Annotated in this window: 25 protein-coding genes; 14 read left to right on the top strand and 11 right to left on the bottom strand. The window is 73.2% G+C overall.

The window, feature by feature from the left end; translation table 11 throughout:
• Positions 1–1293, top strand: a complete 1293-nt coding sequence (gene melA / locus FHU36_RS40410) for an alpha-galactosidase (RefSeq protein WP_185089379.1) — start codon at positions 1–3, stop codon at positions 1291–1293.
• Positions 1290–2342, top strand: coding sequence for an amidohydrolase family protein (locus FHU36_RS40405; protein WP_185089378.1), 1053 nt, complete (start codon positions 1290–1292; stop codon positions 2340–2342). Before melA ends, FHU36_RS40405 begins: the two co-directional genes overlap by 4 nt.
• A 34-nt stretch (positions 2343–2376) precedes the next feature.
• Here FHU36_RS40405 and FHU36_RS40400 read toward each other — a convergent pair whose 3' ends face one another.
• From FHU36_RS40400 to FHU36_RS40390, 3 genes are all read right to left on the bottom strand, one after another.
• On the bottom strand, positions 2377–3246 hold the full coding sequence (locus tag FHU36_RS40400) for an SMP-30/gluconolactonase/LRE family protein (protein ID WP_185089377.1): 870 nt from the start codon (positions 3244–3246) through the stop codon (positions 2377–2379).
• A gap of 114 nt (positions 3247–3360) precedes the next feature.
• Complete coding sequence (locus FHU36_RS46665) at positions 3361–4119, bottom strand: IclR family transcriptional regulator (protein ID WP_185089376.1); 759 nt, start codon at positions 4117–4119, stop codon at positions 3361–3363.
• Between the two features lie 116 nt (positions 4120–4235).
• Positions 4236–4727: a GNAT family N-acetyltransferase gene (locus tag FHU36_RS40390; RefSeq protein ID WP_185089375.1), complete on the bottom strand. Its 492-nt coding sequence runs from the start codon at positions 4725–4727 to the stop codon at positions 4236–4238.
• A 112-nt stretch (positions 4728–4839) separates the two neighbouring features.
• Here FHU36_RS40390 and FHU36_RS40385 point away from each other — a divergent pair, with 112 nt between their 5' ends.
• Together FHU36_RS40385 and FHU36_RS40380 are read left to right on the top strand one after the other, a co-directional pair.
• The gene (locus FHU36_RS40385) at positions 4840–5148 is read left to right on the top strand and encodes a hypothetical protein (protein WP_185089374.1); all 309 of its coding nucleotides are present in this window, start codon (positions 4840–4842) and stop codon (positions 5146–5148) included.
• Positions 5145–5300, top strand: coding sequence for a hypothetical protein (locus FHU36_RS40380; protein WP_185089373.1), 156 nt, complete (start codon positions 5145–5147; stop codon positions 5298–5300). The genes FHU36_RS40385 and FHU36_RS40380 overlap by 4 nt, the downstream gene beginning before the upstream one ends.
• Here FHU36_RS40380 and FHU36_RS40375 read toward each other — a convergent pair whose 3' ends face one another.
• Positions 5301–5441, bottom strand: coding sequence for a hypothetical protein (locus FHU36_RS40375; protein ID WP_185089372.1), 141 nt, complete (start codon positions 5439–5441; stop codon positions 5301–5303). It lies immediately after the preceding gene.
• A 447-nt stretch (positions 5442–5888) separates the two neighbouring features.
• Between FHU36_RS40375 and FHU36_RS40370 the strand changes: the two genes are divergently transcribed.
• The gene (locus FHU36_RS40370; protein WP_221497295.1) at positions 5889–6620 is read left to right on the top strand and encodes a YqeB family protein; all 732 of its coding nucleotides are present in this window, start codon (positions 5889–5891) and stop codon (positions 6618–6620) included.
• Positions 6621–6734: 114 nt separating this feature from the next.
• Here the strand turns inward: FHU36_RS40370 and FHU36_RS40365 are convergent, their stop codons facing one another.
• The 6 genes from FHU36_RS40365 to FHU36_RS40340 all read right to left on the bottom strand — a co-directional run bounded on the left by FHU36_RS40365 (position 6735) and on the right by FHU36_RS40340 (position 12989).
• The gene (locus FHU36_RS40365; protein WP_185089371.1) at positions 6735–7409 is read right to left on the bottom strand and encodes a FadR/GntR family transcriptional regulator; all 675 of its coding nucleotides are present in this window, start codon (positions 7407–7409) and stop codon (positions 6735–6737) included.
• A 25-nt stretch (positions 7410–7434) separates the two neighbouring features.
• Positions 7435–8460, bottom strand: a complete 1026-nt coding sequence (locus FHU36_RS40360; protein ID WP_185089370.1) for an MBL fold metallo-hydrolase — start codon at positions 8458–8460, stop codon at positions 7435–7437.
• Positions 8461–8762: 302 nt separating this feature from the next.
• Complete coding sequence (locus tag FHU36_RS40355) at positions 8763–9878, bottom strand: steroid 3-ketoacyl-CoA thiolase (RefSeq protein WP_185089369.1); 1116 nt, start codon at positions 9876–9878, stop codon at positions 8763–8765.
• Between the two features lie 43 nt (positions 9879–9921).
• Positions 9922–10923 (bottom strand): sigma-70 family RNA polymerase sigma factor, encoded by a 1002-nt coding sequence (locus FHU36_RS40350; protein WP_185089368.1) that lies wholly within the window; start codon positions 10921–10923, stop codon positions 9922–9924.
• A gap of 329 nt (positions 10924–11252) precedes the next feature.
• The gene (locus FHU36_RS40345; RefSeq protein WP_185089729.1) at positions 11253–12188 is read right to left on the bottom strand and encodes an NADP-dependent oxidoreductase; all 936 of its coding nucleotides are present in this window, start codon (positions 12186–12188) and stop codon (positions 11253–11255) included.
• A gap of 150 nt (positions 12189–12338) precedes the next feature.
• On the bottom strand, positions 12339–12989 hold the full coding sequence (locus tag FHU36_RS40340) for a TetR family transcriptional regulator (protein WP_185089367.1): 651 nt from the start codon (positions 12987–12989) through the stop codon (positions 12339–12341).
• Positions 12990–13177: 188 nt separating this feature from the next.
• Here FHU36_RS40340 and FHU36_RS40335 point away from each other — a divergent pair, with 188 nt between their 5' ends.
• The 6 genes from FHU36_RS40335 to FHU36_RS40310 are packed head-to-tail and all read left to right on the top strand — an operon-like array spanning position 13178 to position 19529.
• Positions 13178–14782 carry an AMP-binding protein gene (locus FHU36_RS40335; protein WP_185089366.1) on the top strand — a complete coding sequence of 535 codons (1605 nt, stop codon included), beginning with the start codon at positions 13178–13180 and terminating at the stop codon, positions 14780–14782.
• Complete coding sequence (locus tag FHU36_RS40330) at positions 14782–15744, top strand: acyl-CoA dehydrogenase family protein (RefSeq protein WP_185089365.1); 963 nt, start codon at positions 14782–14784, stop codon at positions 15742–15744. The genes FHU36_RS40335 and FHU36_RS40330 overlap by 1 nt, the downstream gene beginning before the upstream one ends.
• Positions 15744–16898, top strand: coding sequence for an acyl-CoA dehydrogenase family protein (locus FHU36_RS40325; protein ID WP_185089364.1), 1155 nt, complete (start codon positions 15744–15746; stop codon positions 16896–16898). Before FHU36_RS40330 ends, FHU36_RS40325 begins: the two co-directional genes overlap by 1 nt.
• A complete protein-coding gene (locus tag FHU36_RS40320) occupies positions 16895–17914 on the top strand; it encodes a bifunctional MaoC family dehydratase N-terminal/OB-fold nucleic acid binding domain-containing protein (protein ID WP_185089363.1) in 1020 nt (339 codons plus the stop codon). The genes FHU36_RS40325 and FHU36_RS40320 overlap by 4 nt, the downstream gene beginning before the upstream one ends.
• Positions 17914–18318, top strand: coding sequence for a MaoC/PaaZ C-terminal domain-containing protein (locus FHU36_RS40315; protein ID WP_185089362.1), 405 nt, complete (start codon positions 17914–17916; stop codon positions 18316–18318). The genes FHU36_RS40320 and FHU36_RS40315 overlap by 1 nt, the downstream gene beginning before the upstream one ends.
• A gap of 44 nt (positions 18319–18362) precedes the next feature.
• Complete coding sequence (locus FHU36_RS40310) at positions 18363–19529, top strand: lipid-transfer protein (protein ID WP_376774195.1); 1167 nt, start codon at positions 18363–18365, stop codon at positions 19527–19529.
• Between the two features lie 17 nt (positions 19530–19546).
• Here the strand turns inward: FHU36_RS40310 and FHU36_RS40305 are convergent, their stop codons facing one another.
• Positions 19547–21547 carry a sigma factor-like helix-turn-helix DNA-binding protein gene (locus FHU36_RS40305; RefSeq protein WP_185089361.1) on the bottom strand — a complete coding sequence of 667 codons (2001 nt, stop codon included), beginning with the start codon at positions 21545–21547 and terminating at the stop codon, positions 19547–19549.
• A 298-nt stretch (positions 21548–21845) separates the two neighbouring features.
• Between FHU36_RS40305 and FHU36_RS40300 the strand changes: the two genes are divergently transcribed.
• From FHU36_RS40300 to FHU36_RS40290, 3 genes are read left to right on the top strand one after another with little or no spacing between them, the layout of a single operon-like run.
• Positions 21846–22940, top strand: a complete 1095-nt coding sequence (locus FHU36_RS40300; RefSeq protein ID WP_185089360.1) for an ABC transporter ATP-binding protein — start codon at positions 21846–21848, stop codon at positions 22938–22940.
• Positions 22933–23607, top strand: a complete 675-nt coding sequence (locus FHU36_RS40295) for an ABC transporter permease (RefSeq protein WP_185089359.1) — start codon at positions 22933–22935, stop codon at positions 23605–23607. The genes FHU36_RS40300 and FHU36_RS40295 overlap by 8 nt, the downstream gene beginning before the upstream one ends.
• Complete coding sequence (locus FHU36_RS40290; RefSeq protein WP_312892172.1) at positions 23604–24275, top strand: ABC transporter permease; 672 nt, start codon at positions 23604–23606, stop codon at positions 24273–24275. Before FHU36_RS40295 ends, FHU36_RS40290 begins: the two co-directional genes overlap by 4 nt.
• Positions 24276–24288: the final 13 nt, after the last annotated feature.

The raw sequence follows: 24288 nt of genomic DNA, 5'->3' as shown, positions 1-24288 counted from the left end.
ATGACCCGGATCGTCCTGATCGGCGCCGGCAGCATCACCTTCGCCAAGAACCTGCTGTCGGACCTGCTGACCTTCCCCGAGCTGTCCGAGTCCACGATCGTCCTGCACGACATCGACCCCGAGCGGCTGGCCACCGCGGAGGCGATGGCCACCTGGATGGTCGCCGAGCTGGGGATCGGCGCCACCGTGGAGGCGCACGCCGACCGCCGGGCCGCGCTCGACGGCGCCGACCACGTCATCAACGAGATCGCCGTCGGCGGGATGGCCGCCGTGCGGCGCGACTTCGACATCCCGGCCCGCTACGGCGTGCGCCAGACCGTCGCCGACACGCTCGGCATCGGCGGCGTCTTCCGCGCGCTGCGCACCATCCCGGTGATGGTGGGCATCGGCAACGACCTGGCCGAGCTGGCCCCGGACGCCACGCTGTTCACCTACACCAACCCCATGTCGATGATCCCCCGCGCGGTCTACGAGGGCACCCCGTTCCGCAACGTGGTGGGCGTCTGCCACGCCGCCCGCGACACCCAGTCCACGCTGGCCAGGATGGTCGGCGTACCCGAGGAGGAGGTGTCCTTCACTACCGCGGGCGTCAACCACCAGGCGTGGGTGCTGCGCTTCGAACGCGCCGGGGAGAACCTCTACCGCAGGCTGGACGAGGTCATCGAGGCCAACCCCGAGCTGCGCCGCCGGGTCCGGGTCGAGATCTACCGCAACTTCGGCTACTTCCCGACCGAGTCAAGCGAGCACGGCGCGGAGTACCTGCCCTGGTTCCTGCCGCACGCCGACCAGGTCGAGCGCTACCGGATCCCGGTGGGCGTCTACCTGGACTGGCTGGCCGACGGCCACGCCGAGTACGAGCAGCAGAAGCGGTCCCTCGACGACGGCAAGGGCGTCACCATCGAGCGCGGCGAGGAGCTGGCCAGCCTGGCCATCCACTCCATGGAGACCGGCACCCCCCGCCTGCTGCACGGCAACGTCCGCAACGGCGGCCTCATCGCGAACCTGCCCGCCGACGCCACCGTCGAGGTGCCCTGCCACGTGGACCGCGCGGGCGTGCAGCCGATCAGGATCGGCGAGCTGCCCGTCCAGCTCGCCGCGCTCAACACTCTCACCCTCAACGTCGGCGAGCTGACCGTGCGCGCCGCCCTGGAGGGCCGCCGCGACCACGTCTACCAGGCGGCGCTGCTCGACCCCAACACCGCCGCCACGCTGCCGGTCCACCGTGTCCGCGAGCTGGTCGACGAGCTGATCGCCGCGCACGGCGACCTGTTGCCCGAGGGCATCCGGGCATGACCACCCCCGGTGTCCCGCTGTCGGGCTACCGGCCGGTCTCCGCATTGCGCGTCCCCGTCACCCCTGTCGAGCGGGCCCGCCTGCCCGCCGTGGACGCGCACGTCCACCTCGGCCGCTGGCTCACCGAGGACGGCGGCTGGATGGTCGAGGACGTGCCGGCACTGGTGGACATGATGGACCGGCTCGGCCTGCGCGGCATGGTCAACCTGGACGGTCGCTGGGGCCGGGAGCTGGCCGCGAACCTGGAACGCTACGACGCCGCCCACCCCGGCAGGTTCGCCACGTTCTGCCATGTCGACTGGTCGGCGACCGCCGAGCCCGGCTTCGGCGAGCGGCTGGCGGCCCAGTTGCGCGCCTCGGCCGCCGAGGGCGCAGCCGGGCTGAAAGTGTGGAAGGACGTCGGCCTGCACGTCCGCGACCACCGCGGCGAGCTGGTCATGCTCGACGACGAGCGGCTGGCGCCGCTGTGGGCGGCCGCCGGTGAGCTGGGCATCCCGATCGCGCTGCACACCGCCGACCCGGTCGCCTTCTTCGAGCCGGTCGACGAGCGCAACGAGCGGCTGGAACAGCTCACCGCCCGGCCCGACTGGGCGTTCTCCGGACCGGGGTTCCCGCCGTTCGAGCGGCTCATGGAGGCCATGGAGGGGATGATCGCCGCCCATCCGGCCACCACCGTCATCGGCGTGCACGCCGGCTGCTGGCCGGAGAACCTGGCCTGGGTCGGCCGGATGCTCGACGAGCATCCCCACTTCCACATCGACATCGCCGCCCGGCTGGCCGAGCTGGGCCGGGCGCCCCGGGCCGCCCGCGCGCTCGTGATGCGCCACCCCGGCCGGGTGCTGTTCGGCACCGACGAGATCCCGCCGGACCCGCGCGTGTACCGGATCCACTTCCGTTTCCTGGAGACCGCGGACGAGGCGTTCGCGCACTCCCTGGACGACCCGCCGCTGATGGGCCGCTGGACCATCAGCGGGCTCGACCTGCCCGACGACGTGCTCGGCCAGGTCTATGCCGCCAACGCGCTGCGCCTCGTGCCGAGGCTGGCGTGAACGCGCGGACGGCGGGCTCGGACGGCGGCGCGCGTCAGGAGAGTTCGCGGTAGGGGTTGGCAGGCAGGCCCTCGACGGAGGTGCGGCAGCGCAGCAGCTCGCCGCCACTCGTGCCGTCCCACGCGGTGGTCACGTACAGCTCGTCCATGCCCGGCCCGCCGAAGGCGCAACTGGTGACGTTGCGGGCGGGAACCTCGACGGTGAGGTCCACCTGCCCGTCGGGGCGCAGCCGCAGCAGCGCGCCCCCCTCCCACAGCCCGACCCACACATGGCCGTGGGCATCGACGGTGATGCCGTCCGGCAGGCCGCGGGTGATCTCGGCGAACGTCCGGCGCCCGCCGAGCGACCCGCTGCCCGGGTCGTAGTCGAAGACGTCCACGCGGCCGGTGGCGGTGTCCACGTAGTAGCACAGCCGCTCGTCCGGGCTCCACGCGATGCCGTTGGAGATGGTGACGCCGTCCAGCACCCGTTCCGCATGCCGGTCGGGGCCGAGCCGGTAGAGCCCACCGGCTCCGGGGGTGTCGTCCTCGGCCTTGGTGCCGGCGAAGAAGCGGCCGGCGCGATCACAGGCGCCGTCGTTCATCCGGTTGCCCGGCGGTTCGGCGGCGGTCACCGGTACGAGGTGCTCCGGGACGGCCGGCGCCTCCCACGCGTCGGCGGCGAGCAACATGAAGCCGTCGCGGGCGGCCAGCGCCAGCCCACCCGCGGCGCGCGGGACCGCCACCCCGACCGGCTGCCCGACATCGAGCACCGCGTGCGAACCGTCGGCCGGGTCCAGGCGGTGCACGTGGCCCGCCGGGATGTCCACCCACAGCAACGTGCCGGTGCGCCCGTCCCAGCGGGGGCCCTCTCCGAGCCGCGCCGCCGGCACGGGGACGACCTCAAGTTCGGACACCCTGATCATCGGCGTCTCCCGAGGGAGTTTCCACTGGAGATCATCACTCGCCCCATTCCGTCATGCAGAACACATTTCCTGGTGAGCTGCGCAGATCGCCCGCACGGCAGTGAGAAAGGGTTGTCAGAACTGCTCGGCGATGGCCTTGTGCAGGGCGGCGCCGATCTCTTCCATGCGGGTCGGCGGCATGCGGTCCTTGAGCGCCGTCACGCTCACCGCGGCGACCGGGGTCGGCTTGCCCATGAACACCGGCGCGGCCACACACCGCACGCCCGGCTCGTTCTCCTCCAGGTCGAGCGCGTAACCGCGCTCGCGGATCTGCGCCATGTGAGCGGCCAGCTTCGCCGGGTTGGTGATGGTGGCGCGGGTGGGCCCGGCGAGCGGGGCGTATCGCTCCGCCCACGCCTTGATCGCCTCGTCGGTGGGGTAGGTCCACGCCAGCAGAGCCTTGCCGACGCCGGTGGCGTGCGCGGCGTTGCGCCCCCCGACCACGGAGGTCATCGTGATGGCCCGTACGGTCTCGACCTTGTCGAGGTAGACCACCTCGGCTCCGTCGAGTGTGGCCATGTGCACGGTCTCGGCGAACTCCTTGCTCAGCCGCAGCAGCAACTGGTGGACCACGGCGCGCACGTCCATGGTCTCGTAGAAGCGGAACGCCGTGGCCAGCATCTCCGTGCCGAGGAAGTACGGCCCGCCGGGCTCGGGCTGTGCGGCGAAGCCGCGGTGCTTGAGTGCGCTGAGCAGGCGGTGAAGGGAGCTCTTCGGCAGCCCGAGCCGGGCGGACAACTCGTCGATGGTCATCCCTCTGCTGTGTCTGCCGATCTCCTGCAGGATCAGCAGAGCACGGTCGACGCTGGTCACCGGCGACTGCGTGCCGCTCACGGGGCCTCCTCGATATTCCGGACTATGGAATGCTATAGCGTTACGCGGAATAACACTACCTATCGAGAGGGCGCGGGCCGACGATCCTCACCAACCCCGTCGGGCGGAAGACGGGACTAGCCTGCGTCGTCTCCTCGCGGGCGGCCCGGAGCGGGCCGCTCGTAGAGATAGCTCGCGATCCACAGTCCCGGGATCACCTCGTGCTCGCCGCGCCCCCGGAACCCCAGCCGCTCGTACAGCGCGCGGGCGGGCTTGTTGTCCCTGCCGGTGGACACGACGATCCGCCGACCGCCCGCCCGAGCCAGCACCTCCTCGACCAGGGCCCGGCCGATGCCGCGCCGGTGGGCCGCCGGGTCGACGACGAGCCGGTCGAGGTCCACTTCGTCCGCTGACTCCGTCCAGGCCACGGCCCCCACCAGCCGCCCGCCGTCGTCGAACGCGCCCACCCAGGTCAGCGGCTCACCCCGCAGATCCTCCAGGCTCTCCCGCAGCGGCGGGATCCGGTCGTCGCCGATGAGCTCGGCCTCCACGGCGTACGCGGCGTGCTGCAGGCCGAGCAGCCGCCCGCCGAGAGGGTCGTCGTGGGGTGAGATGCCGGTGATGTGCATCCGACGAGTATCGCGGCAACCCGTGGCGGCCGGCATCCGGTTTTGTCGCCGCCGTCCCCTAGGCTCCGGCGACGGACTCCGGCGACGGACTCCGGCGCGGAAGGGGTGACGGGTGGCACGGTTGGTGCGCGGTCTGGACGACGAGGTGTACGTCCAATTCGGCGAGTTGGCGGTCTTCTTCGAGGGCAACGAGGGCGACATCCTCCTGGAGACGGCCCATGAGGACGACCTCGCCCTGATCCGGCTGGAGGCGTGGGACTCCGCCCCGCCCGCCCCCGGCGACCCGTGGACCCCGGTCGAGGACACCACCGTCGAGGGCGGCACCGGCTGGTCACCGTGGGCTCAGTCGCCGAGGAGCCACACCGCGCCGGCGGGCCGACCTTCGGCGTGGACCGCCAGGTGGTCTGCGGCGACACCATGAGCGGCGCGGTGCTCGTCACGGGCATCGTGACAGTCCTGGGCGCGGAGGGCCGGAAGTTCCTGGTCCGCGACGCCGAGCCGGCCGAGGCCGCCCGGCTCCGCTGCGCCGAGGCCACCTGGGCGGCCCCGCCTCATCTTCTCCCGCCCGGCTGATCAGCGGGTCCCGGCGGACCGCCCGCGTGACGGCCGCGCGGGGACGAGCACCCACGCCTCGGACGGGCCCGGCTCGTACGGCGAGTCGAGGCGTTTGGCCACGATGCCGGGCAGACCCTGCTCGCGAGCCGCCTGCCGCACCAGGGCCGCCTGCCCCGGCCACGAGGGGCGGTCTGCCAGCGGGCCGACGACAGGCCGAGCGCCTCCAGGGCCGCGCGGCGGATCGTGTACCGATGCTCGCATGGGTGTTCGAGAAATCAGACAACGACTCGGCGACCGAGTCAACGCCGCCCACTACCTCGGCGAGGTCACCGTCATCGAGCGCAACGGCGCTCCATTCGCAGCTTTGGTCCCCTACGAGTGGTGGCGTCGCGTTTGCTCCGGTATCGCTCGAGTCGGTCGGCCACACCGGCCTTCTACCCAGCCCCGCGGCGGCTTCCCGGGTTCAGCCCCGCCCGACCAAAGTCGGCGGCACCGCTACTTTCGGCCGACGAGTGGCCGCCAAGCCCGGGGCTATCGTGTGAGCGGCGTGACGCGGCCCGCGAGGGCTCCGGGTGGAGGAGGACGCGGTTGAAGGGAGCCAGGACGATGCCATCCGGTGTGTCATCTCCGGGGGCGACGGTGCTCGGCCCGACGGCGGGGCAGCGCGCGTTCTTCTGGCTCGGAGCCCCGGTCCTGGGCGCCGGAGCCGGGTGGCTGCTGAAGCTCCTGGTCGGTTGGGTGTCGTCGCTGCCGTGGACCCCGTTCGAGGGGCCGCTGCGGCTGATCAAGTCGATCCCGCCGACGCCGCTGACGATCGGCGCCGTCACCGTCGGCGTCGTCGCGGGGTTGCTGCTCGCCCTGGTAGCCGAGCACTACTACGTGAAGGTCACCGTCGGCGCGGACGAGGTGGCCGTAGCCTGCCGCGACTCGCGGCGGGAGGTGGCGCGCTCGGCGGTCGCCGGGGTGTTCCACGACGCCAAGCACCTCGTGATCCTCGGCCACGACACGGGTGAGCTGGTCCGCCAGGGCGGCGACCTGCCCTCCCGCGAACGGCTCGCCGACGCCTTCCTGGCCCACGGCTACCTCTGGCTGGCCGACGGCGACCCGTACGAGGAGGACTTCCAGCGCTGGGTGGAGGGCCACCCCGGCCTGTCCGCCGCCGCCCACGCGATCCTCAAGGCCCGCACCCGCGCGCTGGAGAAGGGCGACGCCGAGGACGCCGAGGAACTGCGCCTGGAGCTGGCGAAGCTGGGCGTCGTGGTGCGCGAGGAGAAGAAGCGGCAGTGGTGGAGGCGCACGGACCGCCCTGACGAGCTGGACGCCCTCGACCCCGCCTGACCCGGGCCCGCTCTCGCTTCACCGCCTGATCCCGCCCGAACCGGGCCCGCCCCGGTGCTCGACGTCCGCTTGCCCGGTGCCTGATGCCTGGCGCCCTGTGCCCGGTGCCCGGTGTCAGGCGAGGGCCTTGCGCAGCCAGGACTCGACGCCGGCCACGTGGACGGTGGCCCACGAGCGGGCCACGTCGGCCTGCCGGGCGGCGATGGCCTCGTAGATCGCGGTGTGCTGCTCGCGGGTCTTCTCCATCGCGCCCTCCTGGGTGAGGCCGCGCCAGATCCGCGCCCGGGTGGTCGGCCCCGACAGGCTCTCGATGAACGAGCACAGCACGGCGTTGCCCGACCCCTGGGCGATGCGGGCGTGGAACTCCAGGTCGTTGGCGACGAGCTCCTCGATCGTGGGAGTGGCGGGCAGCGACTCGAGGATCACGCGCAGGTCCTCGATGTCGGCGTCGCTCATGAGCTCGGTGGCCATCGCCGTGGCGGCGGGCTCCAGGATGCGCCGCACCTCGAAGAACTGCAGCACGGTGTCGTCACGGTGCAGGTCGAGCACGAACGACATGGTGTCGAGCAGCAGCCTGGGCTCCAGGCTGGTGACGTAGGTGCCGTCGCCCTGCCGTACGTCCAGGACGTTGATCAACGCCAGCGCGCGGACGGCCTCGCGCAGCGAGTTGCGCGACAGGCCCAGCCGCTCGGCCAGGTCGGCCTCCTTCGGCAGCCTGGCTCCGGGAGCCAGCTCGCCGGAGAGGATCATGTGCTTGATCTTGTCGATGGCCGCGTCGGTGACCGCCACGCTTTTCTCCCTAAACATCGGATGTCTAGGATTCTATGGCCTCGAAGCGTACGGCATCGAGCCCGCTGACGCGCCGGATCCGGCCCCGGGCCTCCAGCGTGCGCAGGTGGGCCGCGGCCTCGCCGGCCGCCATGCCGCGCAGCGCGGGGGCGAGGTCGGCCCAGGGCCTGTTCCAGGTCATCATGGCGGCGACCTCCCAGATGGTCAGCGGCTGCGCCCGTTCGGAGAGGAGGGCGGCGAGCCGGTCGAGCTTGTCCTCGTGATGCCGCCGGATCACAGCCGCCCGAGCCCCCGCATCCGGAAATATCCACTCATGGGCCGGCAGGGCGTCGAGCGGGCCCAGCTCGCCGACCCGGTCCAGCGAGCTCAGGAAGTCGCCCAAGGGGTCCACGTCGTCCCGGTCAAAGGGATAGATGCCCACATGTGGCGTGATGTCCGGCAGGATGTGGTCGCCGGTGAAGAGCCGGTCGGCGTCCTCCAGGTGCAGGCAGATGTGGCCCGGGGTGTGGCCGGGCGTATGGATGGCCCGGAGCTTGCGGCCCGGCAGGTCCACCAGATCGCCGTCGGCCAGTTCCCGGTCCGGCTGCGCGGGCGGCCGGGGCCGGTCCGCGGTCGCGACGTCCACCTCTCCGGGGCCAGCGCCCGCCCTCCGCAGCATGTCGGCCTGGAACCCGCGCTGCTCGCCGTCCGAGAAGCCGCGCATGAGCCGAACCAGCGCGGCGTCGGCCTCGTGCATCGCGATCCACCCGCCCGAGACCTCCCGCACCTGGCCGGCCAGCCCGGCGTGGTCGGGATGGAAGTGCGTGACCACGACGCCTCGCACGCCGGCCACGTCGATGCCCAGGGAGCCGAGCCCGCCGCGCAGCGCCTCCCAGGCGTCCGGATGATTCCAGCCCGCGTCGACCAGCACCGGGCCGCGCGGGGACTCGACGGCATAGACGAGCGTGTAGCCGAGCGGGTTGCCCGGGATGGGCACCGGCACGCTCCACACCCCGCCGCCCAGGTCCTGGGGACGCTGCTCCGTGTACGGCCTGCGTCTGCTGCTGGTCATGGATGGTCCCCCGTGACGTGTGCGTCCGTGTGCGAGCCGCGCGCCCTGCCGTGGACGGCCGGCTGGCGGGGTCGTGCGGAGGTGTGGTTGACGGGTCACGGGCCTGGCTCGCTGCCAGGGCGTGGGGTGCGGTCGATGAATCGCGGGCCTGGCGTGTTGCTGGGGCGTGGTGTGCGGTCGAGCCGGCGGGCGGCAGCCGACTGGCCGGCGAGCGCGTGCTCTCGGTGCGGTGCGGGTGCAGGATCGGCGTCGGGTGGGGGCTGCGTCGGGAGGGGGTTCGGGTGGACGGCGGGGCTGGGTGGTCAGGAGAGGCGTTCCAGGATGGTGGCCGTGGCAAGGGCGCCGCCGGCGCACATCGTGACTAGGGCCGTCGTCGAGTCCGAGCGTTCGAGCTCGTGCAGCGCCGTGGTGAGCAACCGGGCGCCGGTGGCTCCCACCGGGTGGCCGAGGGCGATGGCGCCGCCGTTGACGTTGACCCGGTCGAGGTCGGGCTCGTGCACGCTCGCCCAGGACAGCACGACCGACGCGAACGCCTCGTTCACCTCGAAAAGGTCGATGTCGCCCATCGTCATCCCGGCCGCGCCGAGCACCTGGGCTGTCGCGTCCACCGGCCCGTCGAGGTGGTAGTACGGCTCGGCGCCCACCAGCGCCTGCGCGAGGATGCGTGCCCGGGGTCGTAAGCCGTGGGCCCGTGCGACCCGTTCGCTCATCACGAGCACGGCGGCGGCGCCGTCGGAGATCTGCGACGAGGTGCCCGCGGTGTGCAGGGCGCCCTCCTTGACGGGCTTCAGCCCGGCCAGCCCCTCGGCGGTCGTCTCGCGCAGACCCTGGTCGCGGGTGACGTCGCCGACCGGCACGATCTCCCGCTCGAACCGCCCGTCGGCCCACGCCTTGGCCGCCAGCCGCTGCGACCGCACGCCGAACCAGTCGAGCCGCTCCCTGGTCAGCCCGCGCCGGGCCGCGATGCGCTCGGCCGCCGTGAACTGGTCGGGCAGGTCGACGCTCCAGTCGTCGGGCCGGGGGTTGGCGGGCAGGACGTTGCTGCCGAGCGGCGCGCGGCTCATCACCTCCACGCCGCACCCGATGCCCACCTCGATCACCCCCGCGCTGATCATGGCCGCGGCCAGGTGGACGGCCTGCTGCGACGACCCGCACTGGGCGTCGACGGTGGTGACCCCCGTCTGGTGCGGCAGCCCCGCGTACAGCCAGGAGTGACGCCCGACGTGCCCACCCTGCTCGCCCGCCTGGGTGACGCACCCGGCGAACACCTGGCCGACGATCGCCGGGTCGATGCCGGAACGCGTGACGAGCCCGTTGAGCGCGGTGGCCAGCACCTGCTGGGGCTTGAGCCCGGCCAGCCGGCCGCCTCGCTTGCCGATGGGGGTGCGGACGGCCTCGACGATCACCGGTGTGCCCACAGTCGCCTCCAGAACTATGCTCCGGAGCAGACTGTAACCCGTTCTACTTTTTTGCGAAAGCCCGGTCGCGGGTCGGCAGCGTGCGGGGCAGACCGAAGGTGTCGAAGAGGCTCAGGTCGAAGAACATCGCCACATGGCTGACCCCCTCCCTGGCCAGCGTGAGGACCGGCAGCGCGAACGCGTGGTAGGCCTCACCCCGGAGCAGGTACATCCCGAAGGCCGGCTGGCCGTTCGCCGAGACCGGCACGAGCCGCAGGTCACCGGGCCGCTTGGCCGGGCAGTTGGCCTCGATGAGCCGGCCGATCGTCTCGGCCCCCTGATACCAGGTCGGGTAGGGCGGCATCTCCCAGATCGCGTCCTCGGTGAACAGCTCCACGATCGCTGCCACGTCATAGCTCTCGAAGGCGGCGACGTAGCGCTCGAGGCGCTCGCGCTGCTCGGGCGGAAGCGGCTCGACGGGATCGTCGAGACTCGGCGACACCTCGCTGAGCTGGGCTCGCGCGCGTTGCAGGCCGCTGTTGACCGCCGCGGTGGTGGTCTGCAGCACCTCGGCAACCTCGGCGGCCCGCCACCTGAGCACGTCGCGCAGGATCAGGATCGCGCGCTGGCGCGGCGGCAGGTGCTGCAGGGCCGCCACGAGCGCGAGCCTGATGCTCTCGCGCGAGGTGACGATCTGCGCCGGATCGTCGGCGCCCGCCCCCACCATCACGTCGGGCACCGGCTCCAGCCACGGCACCTCGGGCCGCTCGGTCAGCGGCGTGGTGGCCTCGGCGCTCGGCGCGCCCAGCCCGGTGGGCAACGGCCGCCTGCCGCGGCTGTCGATCGCGGTGAGGCAGGCCGTGGTGGCGATGCGGTAGAGCCAGGTGCGCAGCGACGAGCGACCCTCGAAGCCGGCGTAGCCGCGCCAGGCGCGCAGGTAGGTCTCCTGGACCAGGTCCTCGGCGTCGTGGACCGAGCCGAGCATCCGGTAACAGTGCGCCAGCAACTCACGCCGCAGCGGGTCAGCCAGCTTGAGGAAGTCCTCGGGCGATGGCCTGTCGGTCATACCCCCTGTATACGTGTCGCGACTGACAGAACCCGACGGCGGCCCGGCCGGCCCGTCGACGGCCCGCTCGGCCGCCCGAGGCACCCCGCCGCCCGGCCGCCCGTGGAACCCGCCGCCAGAGGGCCGGACGGTGGCACGCGAGGACGGAACGCGGTCTGGAGGGTGGTGCGTGGCGCCTCGCGCGGAGGGTGGTCCGCGGTCTGGAGGGTGGTGTGTGATGCGGAATCTGGAGGGTGGTGCCTCGCGCGGAGGGTGGTGCGCGGTCTGGGGTGGTGCGTTGTGGTGCCCGAGTCCGGAGGGTGGAAGGCGGGCGGGGGCGTAACGGGTGGTCAGGAGGTCGTGAGGACGAGCTTGCCGGTGGTGTGGCCGGATTCGCCCAGCCGGTGCGCCTCGGCCGCGTCCGTCAGGGGCAGGACGGCCGCGATCTCCGGCCGCAGGCCGCCGCCCTGCACCAGGGCCGCGAGCGCCCGCATGCCGCCGTGGTCGGCCTCCACGAGCATGGCCCGGGAGCGGACGCCCAGCCGCTCGGCCTCCTCGTGCAGGCCGTCCGCGAGGTCGGAGAGCACCAGCGAGACGATCGTCCCGCCCCGCCGCAGCGTGCGCAGCGAGCGCGGCCCGTACGCGCCGCCCACGGTGTCGATCACCACGTCCACGTCGCGCACCACCTCGGCGAAGTCCTGGGTGCGATAGTCGATCAGCTCGGCGGCGCCGAGGCCGCGCACGAAGCCGTGCTTGGCGGCGCTGGCCGTGCCGATGACGTGGGCGCCCCGCGCCTTGGCGATCTGCACGGCGAAGTGCCCGACCCCGCCCGCGGCGGCGTGCACGAGCACCCGGTCGCCCGCCCGCACCCCGGCGGTGTCCACCAGCGCCTGCCAGGCGGTGAGCGCGGCGAGGGGGATCGCCGCCGCCCGCACGTGGTCGACGGCGGCGGGCTTGCGGGCGAACGTCCGAGCCGGCGCGGTGACGTACTCGGCGTAGGCGCCGTGACCGCGCGGGTAGGGCAACATGCCGAACACCTCGTCGCCCGGCTCCCACAGCGTGGTGCCGAGGCCGACGGCCTCGACCACGCCGGACACGTCCCAGCCCAGCACGAACGGCGGCCGGCCGAGGAGGCCGCCGGACTCCCGCGTCTTCCAGTCGGTGGGGTTGACCCCGGCCGCCCGCACCCGCACCAGCACCTCGGTCGGCCCCGGCCGCGGCCGGTCCGTCTCCACCGTCTTCAGCACCTCGGGGCCGCCCAGGGTGTCCTGGCTGATCGCGCGCATCGTCATGACGCCAGCCTGCTCCCCGGGGTGGGCGCGACGCGAGGCGCTCGGCGGCCAAGCTCCGTAAAGATCGGGCCAGCGGCGCACCCTCGTCGCCCCGGGGCACCCCGGCGGCGGCGCGATCCCGGTCTGGCGGCCGGGCGCGCCAGGCTAGAGGTCGGTCAGCAGCCGGGAGGCCGCGATCTCGATGCGGCGCTGGATCTGCTCGTAGGTGCGCCGGCCGCGCAGCATCTCGAGCAGCTCGTGCACCCAGATGCTGGACAGGGAACCCGCCAGCGCGGTCTGCTCCTCGCTCGGCTGCTCCCGCGCCGCGCCGTCGGCGGAGACACGCAGCAGCAGGTCGGTCATGCGGTCGCCGAACGGCGTCTCGACCTCGGCCAGGATGAGCGAGCGGATGAGCGCGTCGGCCAGCTCGGGCTCGCGCATGAGGCCCCGGGTGGCGCGCATGAGGACGTCGACCGCGCGGCCCGCCGGGGTGGACGCGCTCGGCGGCCTGCGCTCGATGCTGCTCTCCAACAGGTCGATCTCCTCGCCCACCACCGCGACGACCAGGTCCATCTTGGACGGGAAGTAGCGGTAGAGGGTGCCGAGGGCGACGCCCGCCCGCTCGGCGACGGTGCGCATCTGCATCGCCTCGACGCCGCCGCGCGAGGCGAGGGCGGCCGCGGCCTGGACGATGCGCTTGCGGCGCTGGTGCTGGCTACGCGTACGGACGCTGTGCCCGCCGGACGTGGGGTGGCTCTCCATGGTCCCCTCGGTGTCGCTGGGGGGCGCGGTGACGGCCGCGTGCGGAGTACGCATAAGAACACGTTATCTGATTTCGTGACGTCACGGCTTGTTACTCACCGGTTAACAAAGAGTCTGTATAAGCCCATGTCTTCGGCGTTACACGCATATATCCAGACTTGTCGTTTCGGGGGCTCACTGGACAACTACTAGAATCTGTTCTAGTTTGCGATTCGGTTGACCGAGCGCTTGGTGGAGGGGTGATGACCGGGGACACGCTCGCCGCCCTCCTGCTCGCCCGCACCGGCGACGAACGTCCCGGCCTGTACGCCGGGGACCGGGTCTGGTCGTGGCACGATCACGTCGAGGCCGCCCGCGCCGCCGCCACCTGGCTCGACGCCCGGACCCCCGGCGGGCCCCTGCACGTGGGCGTGCTCTGCGACAACGTGCCCGAGCTGCTCTTCCTCGTCGGCGGGGCGGCACTCGCCGGCCACGTGGTCGTCGCGCTGAACCCCACCCGTTCACCCGCCGAACTGGCCCGCGACGCCGCCGCCACGGACGTCGCCCTGCTGCTCTTCGACGACCCGTACGAGGAGACGGCCCGTTCGCTGGCCGCGGACCTGGGGATGGAGTGCCTGCCCCTGGGCGGGGCCGCCGGCGAGCCCGCGCCGGCCACCCGGACCGCCGAGCCGGGCGACCTGGTGATGCTGATCTTCACCTCGGGCACCTCGGGCCGCCCCCGGGCGGTGCGGATCACCCAGCGCAAGCTCGCGGTGCCCGGCCGCAGCCTGGCCGCGCTGCTCACGCCCGCGGACGTCGTCTACTGCTCGATGCCGCTGTTCCACTCCGGCGCGCTGATGGCGGCCTACGCCCCTGCGCTCGCCTCGGGCGCCGCGCTGGCGCTGCGGCGCAGGTTCTCGGCGTCGGGGCTGCTCCCGGACGTCCGGCGGTACGGCTGCACCTACCTGCACTACGTCGGCAAGGCGCTCTCGTACGTGCTGGCCACCCCGCCGCACCCGGACGACGCCGCCAACCCGCTGCGGATCGCCTTCGGCAACGAGGGCAGCGCCACAGCCGTCCGGAGGTTCGGCGAGCGGTTCGGCTGCCACGTGATCGACGCGTTCGGCTCCACGGAGACGGCGATCGCACTGACCCCCGACCCGGCCGGGCCGCCGGGCTGCCTCGGCCGGCTGCCCGAGGGCGTCGAGATCCGCGACCCGGCGACCGGTGAGCGCTGCCCCGCGGCGCGGATCGAGGACGGCCGGCTGGCCAACCCCGGCGAGGCGATCGGCGAGCTGGTCAACGTGCGGGGCGCCGGCCTGTTCGACGGCTACTACAACGACCCCGAGGCGGACGCCGAGCGGGTCCGCGACGGCGCCTTCTGGTCCGGCGACCTGGCCTACGCCGACGCCGCGGGCCACGTGTTCTTCGCCGGGCGCGGCACCGAGCGGCTGCGGGTGGACGGGGAGAACCTGGCGGTCGCCCCGATCGAGGCGGCCCTGCGCGAGTTCGCCGGGGTCGTCGAGGCGGCGGTCTACCCGGTGCCGGACGCGGTGGCCGGGGACCAGGTCATGGCGGCGCTCGTCCTGGCCGGGCCGTTCTCGGCCGACGCCTTCGCCGCGTTCCTCGCCTCCCGCCGCGATCTCGGCGTCAAGGCCGTACCCCGATATATCCGCATCTGTACGGCGTTGCCGCAGACCCCCTCGCACAAGGTCGTCAAACGCGACCTGGCCCGCGAGGCGTGGCGCACCACCGACCCGGTCTGGCGGCGCACCGGCACGACCTGGCGGCCCCTGGGCGAGGAGGACGTCAACGCGATCGAGGCCGAGTTCGCCGGCAACGGCCGGGCACACCTACTGGAGGCTTGATGGATTTCAGTCTGGACGAGACCCAGCGCGACCTGCGGGACCTGGCCGCCGACCTGCTCGCCAAGGACGCGGGCGAGGACAGGCTGCGCGAGGCGGGCCTGCTGTCCGTGTGCGCGCCGGAGGAGGCGGGCGGCGCCGGGCTGGGGCCCGTCGAGATGGCGGTCGTGCTGCGCGAGGTGGGCGCCCGCGCCGTGGCCGTCCGCGCGCTGCCCGTCCTGGTGAGCTCGCTGTTCCTCAGCCGGTACGGCACCCGCCCCCCGCATCCGGAGGCCGTGCTCGCCCTGCGGGAGCCGGGCCGGGCGCTCGCCGACGCGCCCGCCACCAGGGCCGACCGGACGGCCGGGGGCTGGGTGCTCACCGGCAGGAAGACCCAGGTGCCGTGGCTCGACGGCCCGGCCCTCGTCACCGCGGACGCCGGCGTCTTCCTCGTCGAGCACCCCGAGGCGAGCCCCGAGTTCACCTCCACCGGCGAGCCGGCCGCCAGCGTGGTGCTCGACAGGACACCGGCCGAGCGGGTGTCGGGCGCCGAGGCCGTCACCGCGGCCCGGCAGCTCTTCACGGTCGCCGTGGCCGCCCAGGCCGGCGGCGTCCTGGCCGGGGCGCTCCAGCTCACCACCGACTACATCAAGACCAGGAGGCAGTTCGGCCGGGCCCTGGCCGAGTTCCAGGCGGTGACCATGCAGATCGCCGACGTGTACGTCGCCGGGCGGGCGCTCGACGTCGCGATGTGGTCGGCGGCCTGGCGGCTCGGCGAGGGACTGCCGGCCGAGGAGGACCTGGCCGTCGCGGCCTTCCACGTGGGGGAGGCGTTCCGCGCCCTCTACACCTGCCAGCACCTGCACGGCGGCCTCGGCCTCGACGTGACCTACCCGCTGCACCGGTACTTCGCCCAGGCCAAGCACCTGTCACACCTGCTCGGCGGCCAGGACGCCCAGCTCGACCTGATCGGAGCGCTCGTCTGATGCTGATCGACCTGACCCCCGACCAGCGCAGGATCCGCGACGGGCTGCGCGAGTACTTCCAGAACTGCCTCACCGGCGACGAACGCCGCAGGATCGCCGAGGACCCGTTCGGCGAGGCGTACATGGAGCACTGCCGCCGCCTCGGCCGTGACCGCAAGCTCGGCCTCGGCTGGCCGAAGGAGTACGGCGGCGCCGGCTACGGCCCCCTGGAGCAGCAGATCTTCGCCAACGAGATCGCCCGGGCGAACGTCCCGTACCCGCTCATCACCCTCCAGACCGTCGGCCCCACGCTCATGCAGTACGGCACGAAGGAGCAGAAGGAGACCTTCCTGCCGCGCATCCTGGCCGGCGAGTGCCACTTCGCGATCGGCTACAGCGAACCCGAGGCGGGCACCGACCTGGCCGCGCTGCGCACGACCGCGGTGCTCGACGGCGACCACTACGTCGTCAACGGCCAGAAGATCTTCACCAGCGGCGCGCACTACGCCCAGTACATCTGGCTCGCCGCCCGCACCGACCCGGGCGCGAAGAAGCACAAGGGCATCACCATGATGATCGCCTCCACCGACGACCCCGGCTTCTCCTGGACGCCGATCGTCACCATGGACGGCCGCCACCACACCAACGCCACCTACTACAGCGACGTCCGCGTCCCGGTGGACATGGTCGTGGGCGAGGTGGACAAGGGCTGGGACCTGATCGTCAACCAGCTCAACCACGAACGCGTCACGCTCGGCCCCGCGGGGAACCTCGGTCAGACCTACGACCGCTTCCTCGCCTGGGCGCGCCGCACCGGGACGGCGGACGAGCCCGACGTGCGGCGGGCGCTCGGCCGGGTCCGCGCCTACTTCCGCACCAACGAGCTGCTCAACTGGCAGGTCGCCGCGAACATGGACCTCGGCTGGCTGGGCGCGCCCGACGCGTCGGCCACCAAGATCTACGGCTCGGAGCGGACCCAGGAGATCGGCCGGCTCGTCGGCGACATCCTGGCCCGCTACGGCGACCCGTCCGACCCCGAGACGGCCGAGCTGCTCGAACGGTTCGACCACGGGGTCAAGGGCGGGGTCGTGCTGACGTTCGGCGGCGGCGTGAACGAGGTGCAGCGCGAGCTGATCGCGATGCTGGGCCTGGGCCTGCCGAGGCCGCCGCGATGACCGGCACGGGAACGAACGCGGGCGAGAGCGCCGCGGAGAGCGCTGCGAAGAGCGCTGCGAAGAGCGCTGCGAAGAGCGCTGCGAAGAGCGCTGCGGAGAGCGCGGACGAGGAGCTGCGCGAGCTGGCGGACAAGCAGGCCGCGCTCGGCGAGGTGCGCGGGACGCCCGCCGCCGATCCGGTCAACGCCCCCATGATCAGGCACTGGCTGGACGCCATGGGCGACGCCAACCCGGCCTACCTCGACCGGGGCGTCGCCCCGCCCGCCATGGCCCAGGTGTGGACCATGCAGGGCGTCCGGCCACGCGGCGGCAAGGACGGCACGCCGGTGGACGACGTGCTCACCGCGCTGGAGGCACGCGGCTACACGGGCGTCGTGGCCACCAACTGCGAGCAGACCTACCACCGCTACGCCCGCCTCGGCGAGCGGCTCACCCCGGCCACCCGCTTCGCCGGGCTGGCCGGGCCCAAGCGGACCGCCCTGGGCGAGGGGTACTTCGCCACCTGGAACGTCACCTGGTACGCCGACGGCGACGAGCCGGTGGCCGAGATGATGTTCCGGGTGCTCAAGTTCCGCCCCAGGACCCGAGCCGCGGCGGCCCCGGCCGAGCGGCGCGAGCCGTACCCGCTCAGACCGGCCGTCAACGGGGACACCGCGTTCTTCTGGGAGGGCGTGCGGCGCGGCGAGCTGCGCATCCAGAGCTGCGCCGGCTGCGGCCGGCTGCGGCACCCGCCCGGACCGATCTGCCCGCACTGCCGCTCGGCCGACCGCTCGTACGTCACGGCCGCCGGAGACGGCACCGTCTACAGCTACGTCGTCCACCACCACCCGCCGGTCCCGGGACGGCCGACGCCGTTCGCGGTGGCCGTGGTGGAACTGCCGGAAGGGGTGCGGATCGTGGGCAACGTCGTGGACTGCCCGCCCGGAGAGGTGCGCATCGGCATGGCGGTGCGCGTGACCTATCGGGCGATGGACGACGAACTGACCCTGCCCCTGTGGGCACCCCGGGAGTCGTGATGCGGACACCGACGGGGGACGACGTCGCGGCCGGGGCTGTGCTCCCTGAGCTGACGATCGACCTCACGCCCACGCTGGTCGTCTCGACCGCCCTGGCCACGATGGACTTCACCCCGGTGCACCACGACGTCGAAGGCGCCCGCGCCCAGGGCTCGAAGGACATCTTCCTCAACATCCTGACCACGATGGGCCTCGTCGAACGCTACGTCACCGACTGGACGGGCCCGGAGGCGATCATCCGCCGCATCGACGTCAGGCTGGGCGTCCCGGCGTACGCGGGCGACCGGCTCAGCCTCACCGGCACCGTCGTCGCCCGCGAGGGGCCGGACGTCACGGCCGAGGTGCGCGGCAGGGTCAGCCTCGGCGACCACGCCACCGCCGTCGTCACCTTCACCTTCCCGTAGCGGTACGGGGGACCGGCCATCCGCACGACAAGAGGAGCACCCGCGTGTTGAAGTCGCAGGCCGCGATCGCCGGCATCGGCGCCACCGAGTTCAGCAAGGACTCCGGCCGGTCCGAGCTGCGCCTGGCCGCCGAGGCCGTGTTCGCCGCGCTCGACGACGCCGGGCTCGACCCGGCCGAGGTCGACGGCATGGTGACCTTCACCCAGGACACCAACCAGGAGATCGCCGTGGCCAGGGAGATCGGGGCCGGCGAGCTGACCTTCTTCTCCCGGGTCGAGTACGGCGGCGGCGCCGCCTGCGGCACCGTGGCGCACGCGGCCATGGCCGTGGCCACCGGGACGGCGCGCACGGTCGTCTGCTACCGGGCCTTCAACGAGCGCTCCGGCCGGAGGTTCGGCCAGCCCGACGCCCGGCTCGGCGGCCAGCCGACGTCGCAGGGGCTGGAGATGAGCTGGCACGTGCCGTTCGGGCTGATGACGCCCGCCGGCTGGGTCGCCATGTTCGCCCGGCGCTACATGCACGCCTACGGCGTGACGTCGGAGGACTTCGGCCGGGTCGCCGTTGCCATGCGCCGGCACGCCGCCACCAACCCGGCAGCCTGGTTCCACCGGCGGCCCCTCACCCTGGAGGAGCACCAGGCGTCCCGATGGATCGTGGAGCCGCTGCACCTGTACGACTGCTGCCAGGAGAGCGACGGGGCCGTGGCCCTCGTCGTCACCTCCGCCGAGCGGGCCAGGGACCTGCGCAGGTCACCGGCCGTGATCAAGGCCGCGGCGCAGGGGGCGGGGGAGGGGCAGATGATGATGACCAGCTACTACCGCGACGACATGAGCGGGCTGCCGGAGATGTCCGTGGTGGGCAGGCGGCTGTGGGAGCTGTCGGGGCTCGGGCCCGGTGACGTCCAGACGGCCATCCTGTACGACCACTTCACCCCGTTCGTGCTGGCGCAGCTGGAGGAGCTGGGGTTCTGCGGGCGGGGGGAGGCGGCGGGGTTCGTCCGCGACGGCGGCATCGAGCTGGGCGGGCGCCTCCCGGTCAACCCGAACGGCGGGCAGCTCGGCGAGGCGTACATCCACGGCATGAACGGCATCGCCGAAGCCGTCCGCCAGGTCCGGGGCACCTCGGTCAACCAGGTCCCCGGCGTGCGGAACGTCCTGGTCACCGCGGGTACGGGCGTGCCGACCAGCGGCCTCGTGCTCTCGGCCGGGTGACGCCGCTCCGCCGCCCGTCAGAAGCCGAAGACCGTCGGCATCGCGAAGAACACCACCATCGCGATGGCCACGCAGACCAGGAACCCGATCGCCTCCCAGGCCCAGTCGTGGTGCCTGTCCTTGCGCGGCTTCCTGCCCCGGGGCGCCGCGCCGCCCTTGCGCGCCGGCCGGGCGGGCTTCACGGCCTGCTTGGACGACTGCTTGGCGGACTGTTTCGTGGCCGACCTGGCCGCGCTCCGGCGTGCGGGCGCCTCGAAGGCGCCGGCCCAGCGGTCAGCCGCCGCGGCCTTCCTCGCGTCCGCCTCGGCCTTGCGCGCGTCCGCCTCGGCTTTCCGCGCGTCCGCCTCGGCCTCGCGTCCGTCGGCCCCGGCCTTCGACGCGTCCGCCTCGGCGACCCCGGTCGCGTGACCACCCCGCTCGGCGCCGCCCGCCTGCCCGCCGGCGGCGCTGCTCGCCGACCGGCCGGCCGGGGCGGCGCCGGGGAGCTGAGAGTCCGGGCCGCCGGCCGGGGCGGCGAAGGGGAGCCGGGAGTCCGGGCGGACACGGGCAGCCGATCCGTCCCGGCCTGACCCGTCGAGGTCCGATGCGGGCTCGGCGGCGCGGCGCCGGGTGGTACGGGAGTCCATGAGACGTGACATGGCGGAACGCCGCTCCGCCTTCCCGCCGGACGCGGCCTCCGACGGGACCGAGCCGTCAGGCGACGGCGAGAAGTATCGCGACGGCGCGAGGCTCCGCGACACCGGGAGGTCCTGCGGCCTCACGAGGTCCCGCGCCGCCGCGAAGTCCCGCGATGACGTGCGGTGCTGCGGCGCGGTGGGGGCCGGCGTGGACGGCATCCGGTAGACCGGCTCGGCGGCCCGCTGCCGGGACGCCGCCTGCTCCCGCGGCGTGAACAGGCTCCCGAGCCGGTGCGCCACCGAGCCGGAGTGTCCGGGGGACGGCGCGTCGGTGATGGCGGGCAGTTCCTGCGTCTCCGGCTCGTCGTCCAGGACGTCGGCCGGAACGGACCGCGGCAGGTAGAACGGCTGCTCACCCGGCTCGACGGGGGCCGGCGGGTCGCCTGGAGCGGAGAAGAGGCCGCCCGGCCTGGCCGAGGGGCCGCCCGGCGCGGTGTGCGGACCCGGCGTGGTGGCGGGGAACGGCTGCCAGGCGCCGGTGGAGAACTCCTGCCACGACCACGTGCCACCCCCGGCGGCACGGCCACCCGGCCGGCCGGTGTCGGTGGGGGCCAGCGGATCGCGGACCTTGGGCATCGGCGCCGTGGTCGCCTCGTGGGCCGCCCGGTGACCCGGCGCGGGCGGCGCCAGCAGCTCGGCCGGGAAGACGCCCGTGGTCGTCGCCGGGTCACGCACGTCGTTCAGCGGCAACGGCCACTCCGGCGGCACCGGCCAGCGCGGCCTGACGAACAGCGGCGCGGCGCCGGCCGTACGGGATCCGGCGAAGCGGACGCGCAGCGCGGCGGGCGGCGTGGGCCACGGCAGGCGGCCGAGCACGTCGCGCAGCGGCGCGACCTGCAGCGCCCCGTAGACGTCGGCCACCGGCCGGGGCGCCCGCCCCACGGTGGCCGACAGGGCCGCCGCGAGCAGCCGCCGGTAGCGGTGCGCGGCGTTCATCAGCAGTTCCTGCGCCGTGTCGGGCGCCACGTCGAGCGCCCAGGCCAGCTCGGCGCGGTCGAGCCCGCACACCTCCGACAGCACCAGGACCTCACGCTGGTGCGGGCGCAGCTCGCGCAGGGCCCGCTCCACCAGCGCGGACGCGGGGTCGGTCAGCGGGTCGGCGGCGGGAGGCGCGTAGACGACGTCGCGCCGGCGGATCTCGCGGCGGGCGTAGCCGTACAGCGCGGCACGTGGCGGGGCCGACGCGGCGGCGCCGGTGAGGACGGTCGCCAGCACGTCCGTCGCGGAGCCGAGATCGCCGAGCTGGTCAGCGCTGTACGCGAACAGCCCGGCGGCGTGACGGTCGTAGAGCTCTGCGAGCGATTCGGCGCGCGAGCGCTCACCGGTGAGCGGCTGTGTCACGGGGCCGTTCCTCTTGCTGGAAGTGGTGCCGGGGGGCAGGCGGTGGTGCTGGTGGGGCGCGGGGGACTGGAGTGTCTGACTGCTGGTGAGGCAATCATGCCAACTCGGACAGCTCGCCGCATCACGACATCCGGATTTGATCTGATTTCGCCCGATCATCGGGCCGGTCTTGTGAAGCGTTTAACCCTGGGGGGACGGCGACACGGCGCTCAGCGCGGCCGTACTGTGGTCGTCCAGGAGATCATGCGGCGGTCGTGGCAAGGGGCCGCGACCCCTGCCCGTAAGCGAGAGGTCGCGCGTGATCACATTCGATGCTGTCACCAAACGCTATCCGGACGGCACCGTCGCCGTGGACGAGCTCTCGCTCGACGCGCCCACGGGTGAGATCACGGTGTTCGTCGGTCCGTCGGGGTGCGGCAAGACCACGTCCCTCCGGATGATCAACCGGATGATCGACGCCACGGAGGGCGACATCCTGCTCGACGGCAAGCCCGTGCGCGAGATCGACCCGCCGACGTTGCGGCGCGGCATCGGGTACGTCATCCAGCAGGCCGGGCTGTTCCCGCACAGGAAGATCGTGGACAACATCGCCACCGTCCCGCGGCTGCTCGGCTGGGACCGGCGCAAGGCCCATGACCGGGCCATGGAGCTGCTCGAACGCGTCGGGCTGGACTCCGCCATGGCGGAGCGCTACCCGTTCCAGCTCTCCGGCGGGCAGCAGCAGCGCGTCGGCGTGGCCAGGGCGCTGGCCGCGGACCCGCCCGTGCTGCTCATGGACGAGCCGTTCAGCGCCGTCGACCCGATCGTCCGGACGAGCCTGCAGGACGAGCTGCTCAGGCTCCAGGCGGAGCTGCACAAGACCATCGTGTTCGTCACCCACGACATCGACGAGGCGATCAAGCTGGGCGACCGGGTTGCCGTGCTGCGCGTCGGCGGCAGGCTGGCGCAGCTCGCCGACCCCAAGACACTGCTGGCCGAGCCGGTCGACGACTTCGTCCGCGAGTTCCTCGGCCACGACCGGGGCATCCGCCGCCTGCAGTTCGTCTCCACCGACGGGCTGCGGCTGCGCACCGACCTGACCGTGCCCGAGGGGTACGAGGGCGGCCGGAGCGAGCCCTGGCTGCTCGTCGTGACCGCCGACGGGCGGCCGGTCGGCTGGGTGCCCGGCGACGGCCGGGGTGAGCCGCAGCCGTTCGGGACGTTCCGGCCGGGGCACGACTCCATGCGCGCGGCCCTCGACGCCACGCTGCTGTCGCCGTCGGGCTGCGCGGTCGCGGTGGACGAGGACGGCAGGGCGCTGGGCGTGGCCACGCGGGAGGACCTCGACGCGGCGCTGGCCGCGACGCTCGCGGACGGCGGGCCGCACGCCAGCCCGGAGCGGCCCCATGAATGACGGACCCCCCACGATCTGGGAGTGGATCGCCCGCAACTGGGACACCGGCCGGGTCGGCAGCGTCAAGGACCTGCTCGGCGACCACCTCGTCATGTCGCTGGTGCCGATCGTCGCCGGGCTGCTGCTCGCCCTGCCGCTGGGCCTGGCCAGCGTGCGCTGGCGCTGGCTCTACCAGCCGACGGCCGGCATCTTCAACATCATCTACGCCCTGCCGTCGCTGCCCATCTTCATGCTGCTGATCTCGGTCACCGGCCTGTCGAAGACCACGGTGATCATCCCGCTGACGTTCTACGCGATGGCCGTGCTCATCCCGGCCGTGGTCGACGGACTCGGCTCGGTGCCCGACCACGTGCGCCAGTCGGCCGTGGCCATGGGCTTCACGCCGCTGCGCCGCCTGGTGCAGGTCGAGCTGCCCATCGCCACGCCCGTGGTGCTGGCCGGGCTGCGCGTGGTCGCCGTCTCCAGCATCAGCCTGGTCAGCGTCGGCGCGCTGATCGGCCAGGGCGGGCTCGGCATGCTGTTCACCCGGGCCTACCAGAACCCGTTCATGCCGCCCGTCGTGGTCGGCATCGTGCTGATCGTGGCGCTGGCGCTGGTCGCCGACGGGCTGCTGGTCCTCGCCCAGCGGCTGCTCACCCCGTGGGTACGGGCGAGGAGGACCTCGTGACCTGGCTCAGCGACTTCTTCGGCGACCCGGCCAACTGGTCGGGGCCCGGCGGCATCCCCATGCGGCTGCTGGAGCACCTGGAGTTCTCGGCGCTGGCCCTGCTGCTGGCCACGCTCATCGCGCTCCCGCTCGGGCTGCTCATCGGCCACACCGGCAGGGGCGGGCTCATCGTGGTCGTCTCGGCCAACCTGTCCAGGGCGCTGCCCACGCTCGGCCTGCTGGTGATGTTCGTGCTGCTGCTGGGCACCGCCTCGATCTGGCCGGTCATCATCCCGCTGGTGCTGCTGTCCGTGCCGCCGATCCTGGTCAACACGTTCGAGGGCATCAGGGGCGTGGACCCCGAACTGCGCGACGCCGCGTACGGGATGGGGCTGCGCGGCGGGCAGGTGCTCCTGCGGGTGCTCGTGCCGGTGGCGCTGCCCCTCATCCTGCTCGGTCTGCGCCTGTCGGCCATCCAGGTGGTCGCGACGACGACCGTCGCCGCCTACACCGGGCTGGGCGGGCTCGGCCGGTTCGTGATCGACGGGTTCGCCACGAAGGATTACGCGAGCGTGGTCGGCGGTTCCCTATTGATTGTGCTGTTCGCGCTCGTGGTGCAGCTCGGGTTCACGCTGGCGCAGCGGGTGACGGTCTCGCCGGGCGTGAGCCGGCGATTGAAGACGAGATAAGTGGCAAGAGAGG

This window comes from Nonomuraea muscovyensis, from assembly GCF_014207745.1.
In the GTDB taxonomy this organism is placed as follows: domain Bacteria; phylum Actinomycetota; class Actinomycetes; order Streptosporangiales; family Streptosporangiaceae; genus Nonomuraea; species Nonomuraea muscovyensis.
This window is presented reverse-complemented; position numbering and strand designations above follow the sequence as displayed.

Coding starts and splice junctions, on each gene's coding strand:
- melA (WP_185089379.1), top strand. CDS start 1: ATGACCCGGATCGTCCTGATCGGCGCCGGCAGCATCACCTTCGCCAAG.
- FHU36_RS40405 (WP_185089378.1), top strand. CDS start 1,290: ATGACCACCCCCGGTGTCCCGCTGTCGGGCTACCGGCCGGTCTCCGCA.
- FHU36_RS40400 (WP_185089377.1), bottom strand. CDS start 3,246: ATGATCAGGGTGTCCGAACTTGAGGTCGTCCCCGTGCCGGCGGCGCGG.
- FHU36_RS40390 (WP_185089375.1), bottom strand. CDS start 4,727: ATGCACATCACCGGCATCTCACCCCACGACGACCCTCTCGGCGGGCGG.
- FHU36_RS40380 (WP_185089373.1), top strand. CDS start 5,145: ATGAGCGGCGCGGTGCTCGTCACGGGCATCGTGACAGTCCTGGGCGCG.
- FHU36_RS40370 (WP_221497295.1), top strand. CDS start 5,889: ATGCCATCCGGTGTGTCATCTCCGGGGGCGACGGTGCTCGGCCCGACG.
- FHU36_RS40360 (WP_185089370.1), bottom strand. CDS start 8,460: ATGACCAGCAGCAGACGCAGGCCGTACACGGAGCAGCGTCCCCAGGAC.
- FHU36_RS40350 (WP_185089368.1), bottom strand. CDS start 10,923: ATGACCGACAGGCCATCGCCCGAGGACTTCCTCAAGCTGGCTGACCCG.
- FHU36_RS40345 (WP_185089729.1), bottom strand. CDS start 12,188: ATGCGCGCGATCAGCCAGGACACCCTGGGCGGCCCCGAGGTGCTGAAG.
- FHU36_RS40340 (WP_185089367.1), bottom strand. CDS start 12,989: ATGCGTACTCCGCACGCGGCCGTCACCGCGCCCCCCAGCGACACCGAG.
- FHU36_RS40335 (WP_185089366.1), top strand. CDS start 13,178: ATGACCGGGGACACGCTCGCCGCCCTCCTGCTCGCCCGCACCGGCGAC.
- FHU36_RS40330 (WP_185089365.1), top strand. CDS start 14,782: ATGGATTTCAGTCTGGACGAGACCCAGCGCGACCTGCGGGACCTGGCC.
- FHU36_RS40325 (WP_185089364.1), top strand. CDS start 15,744: ATGCTGATCGACCTGACCCCCGACCAGCGCAGGATCCGCGACGGGCTG.
- FHU36_RS40320 (WP_185089363.1), top strand. CDS start 16,895: ATGACCGGCACGGGAACGAACGCGGGCGAGAGCGCCGCGGAGAGCGCT.
- FHU36_RS40315 (WP_185089362.1), top strand. CDS start 17,914: ATGCGGACACCGACGGGGGACGACGTCGCGGCCGGGGCTGTGCTCCCT.
- FHU36_RS40295 (WP_185089359.1), top strand. CDS start 22,933: ATGAATGACGGACCCCCCACGATCTGGGAGTGGATCGCCCGCAACTGG.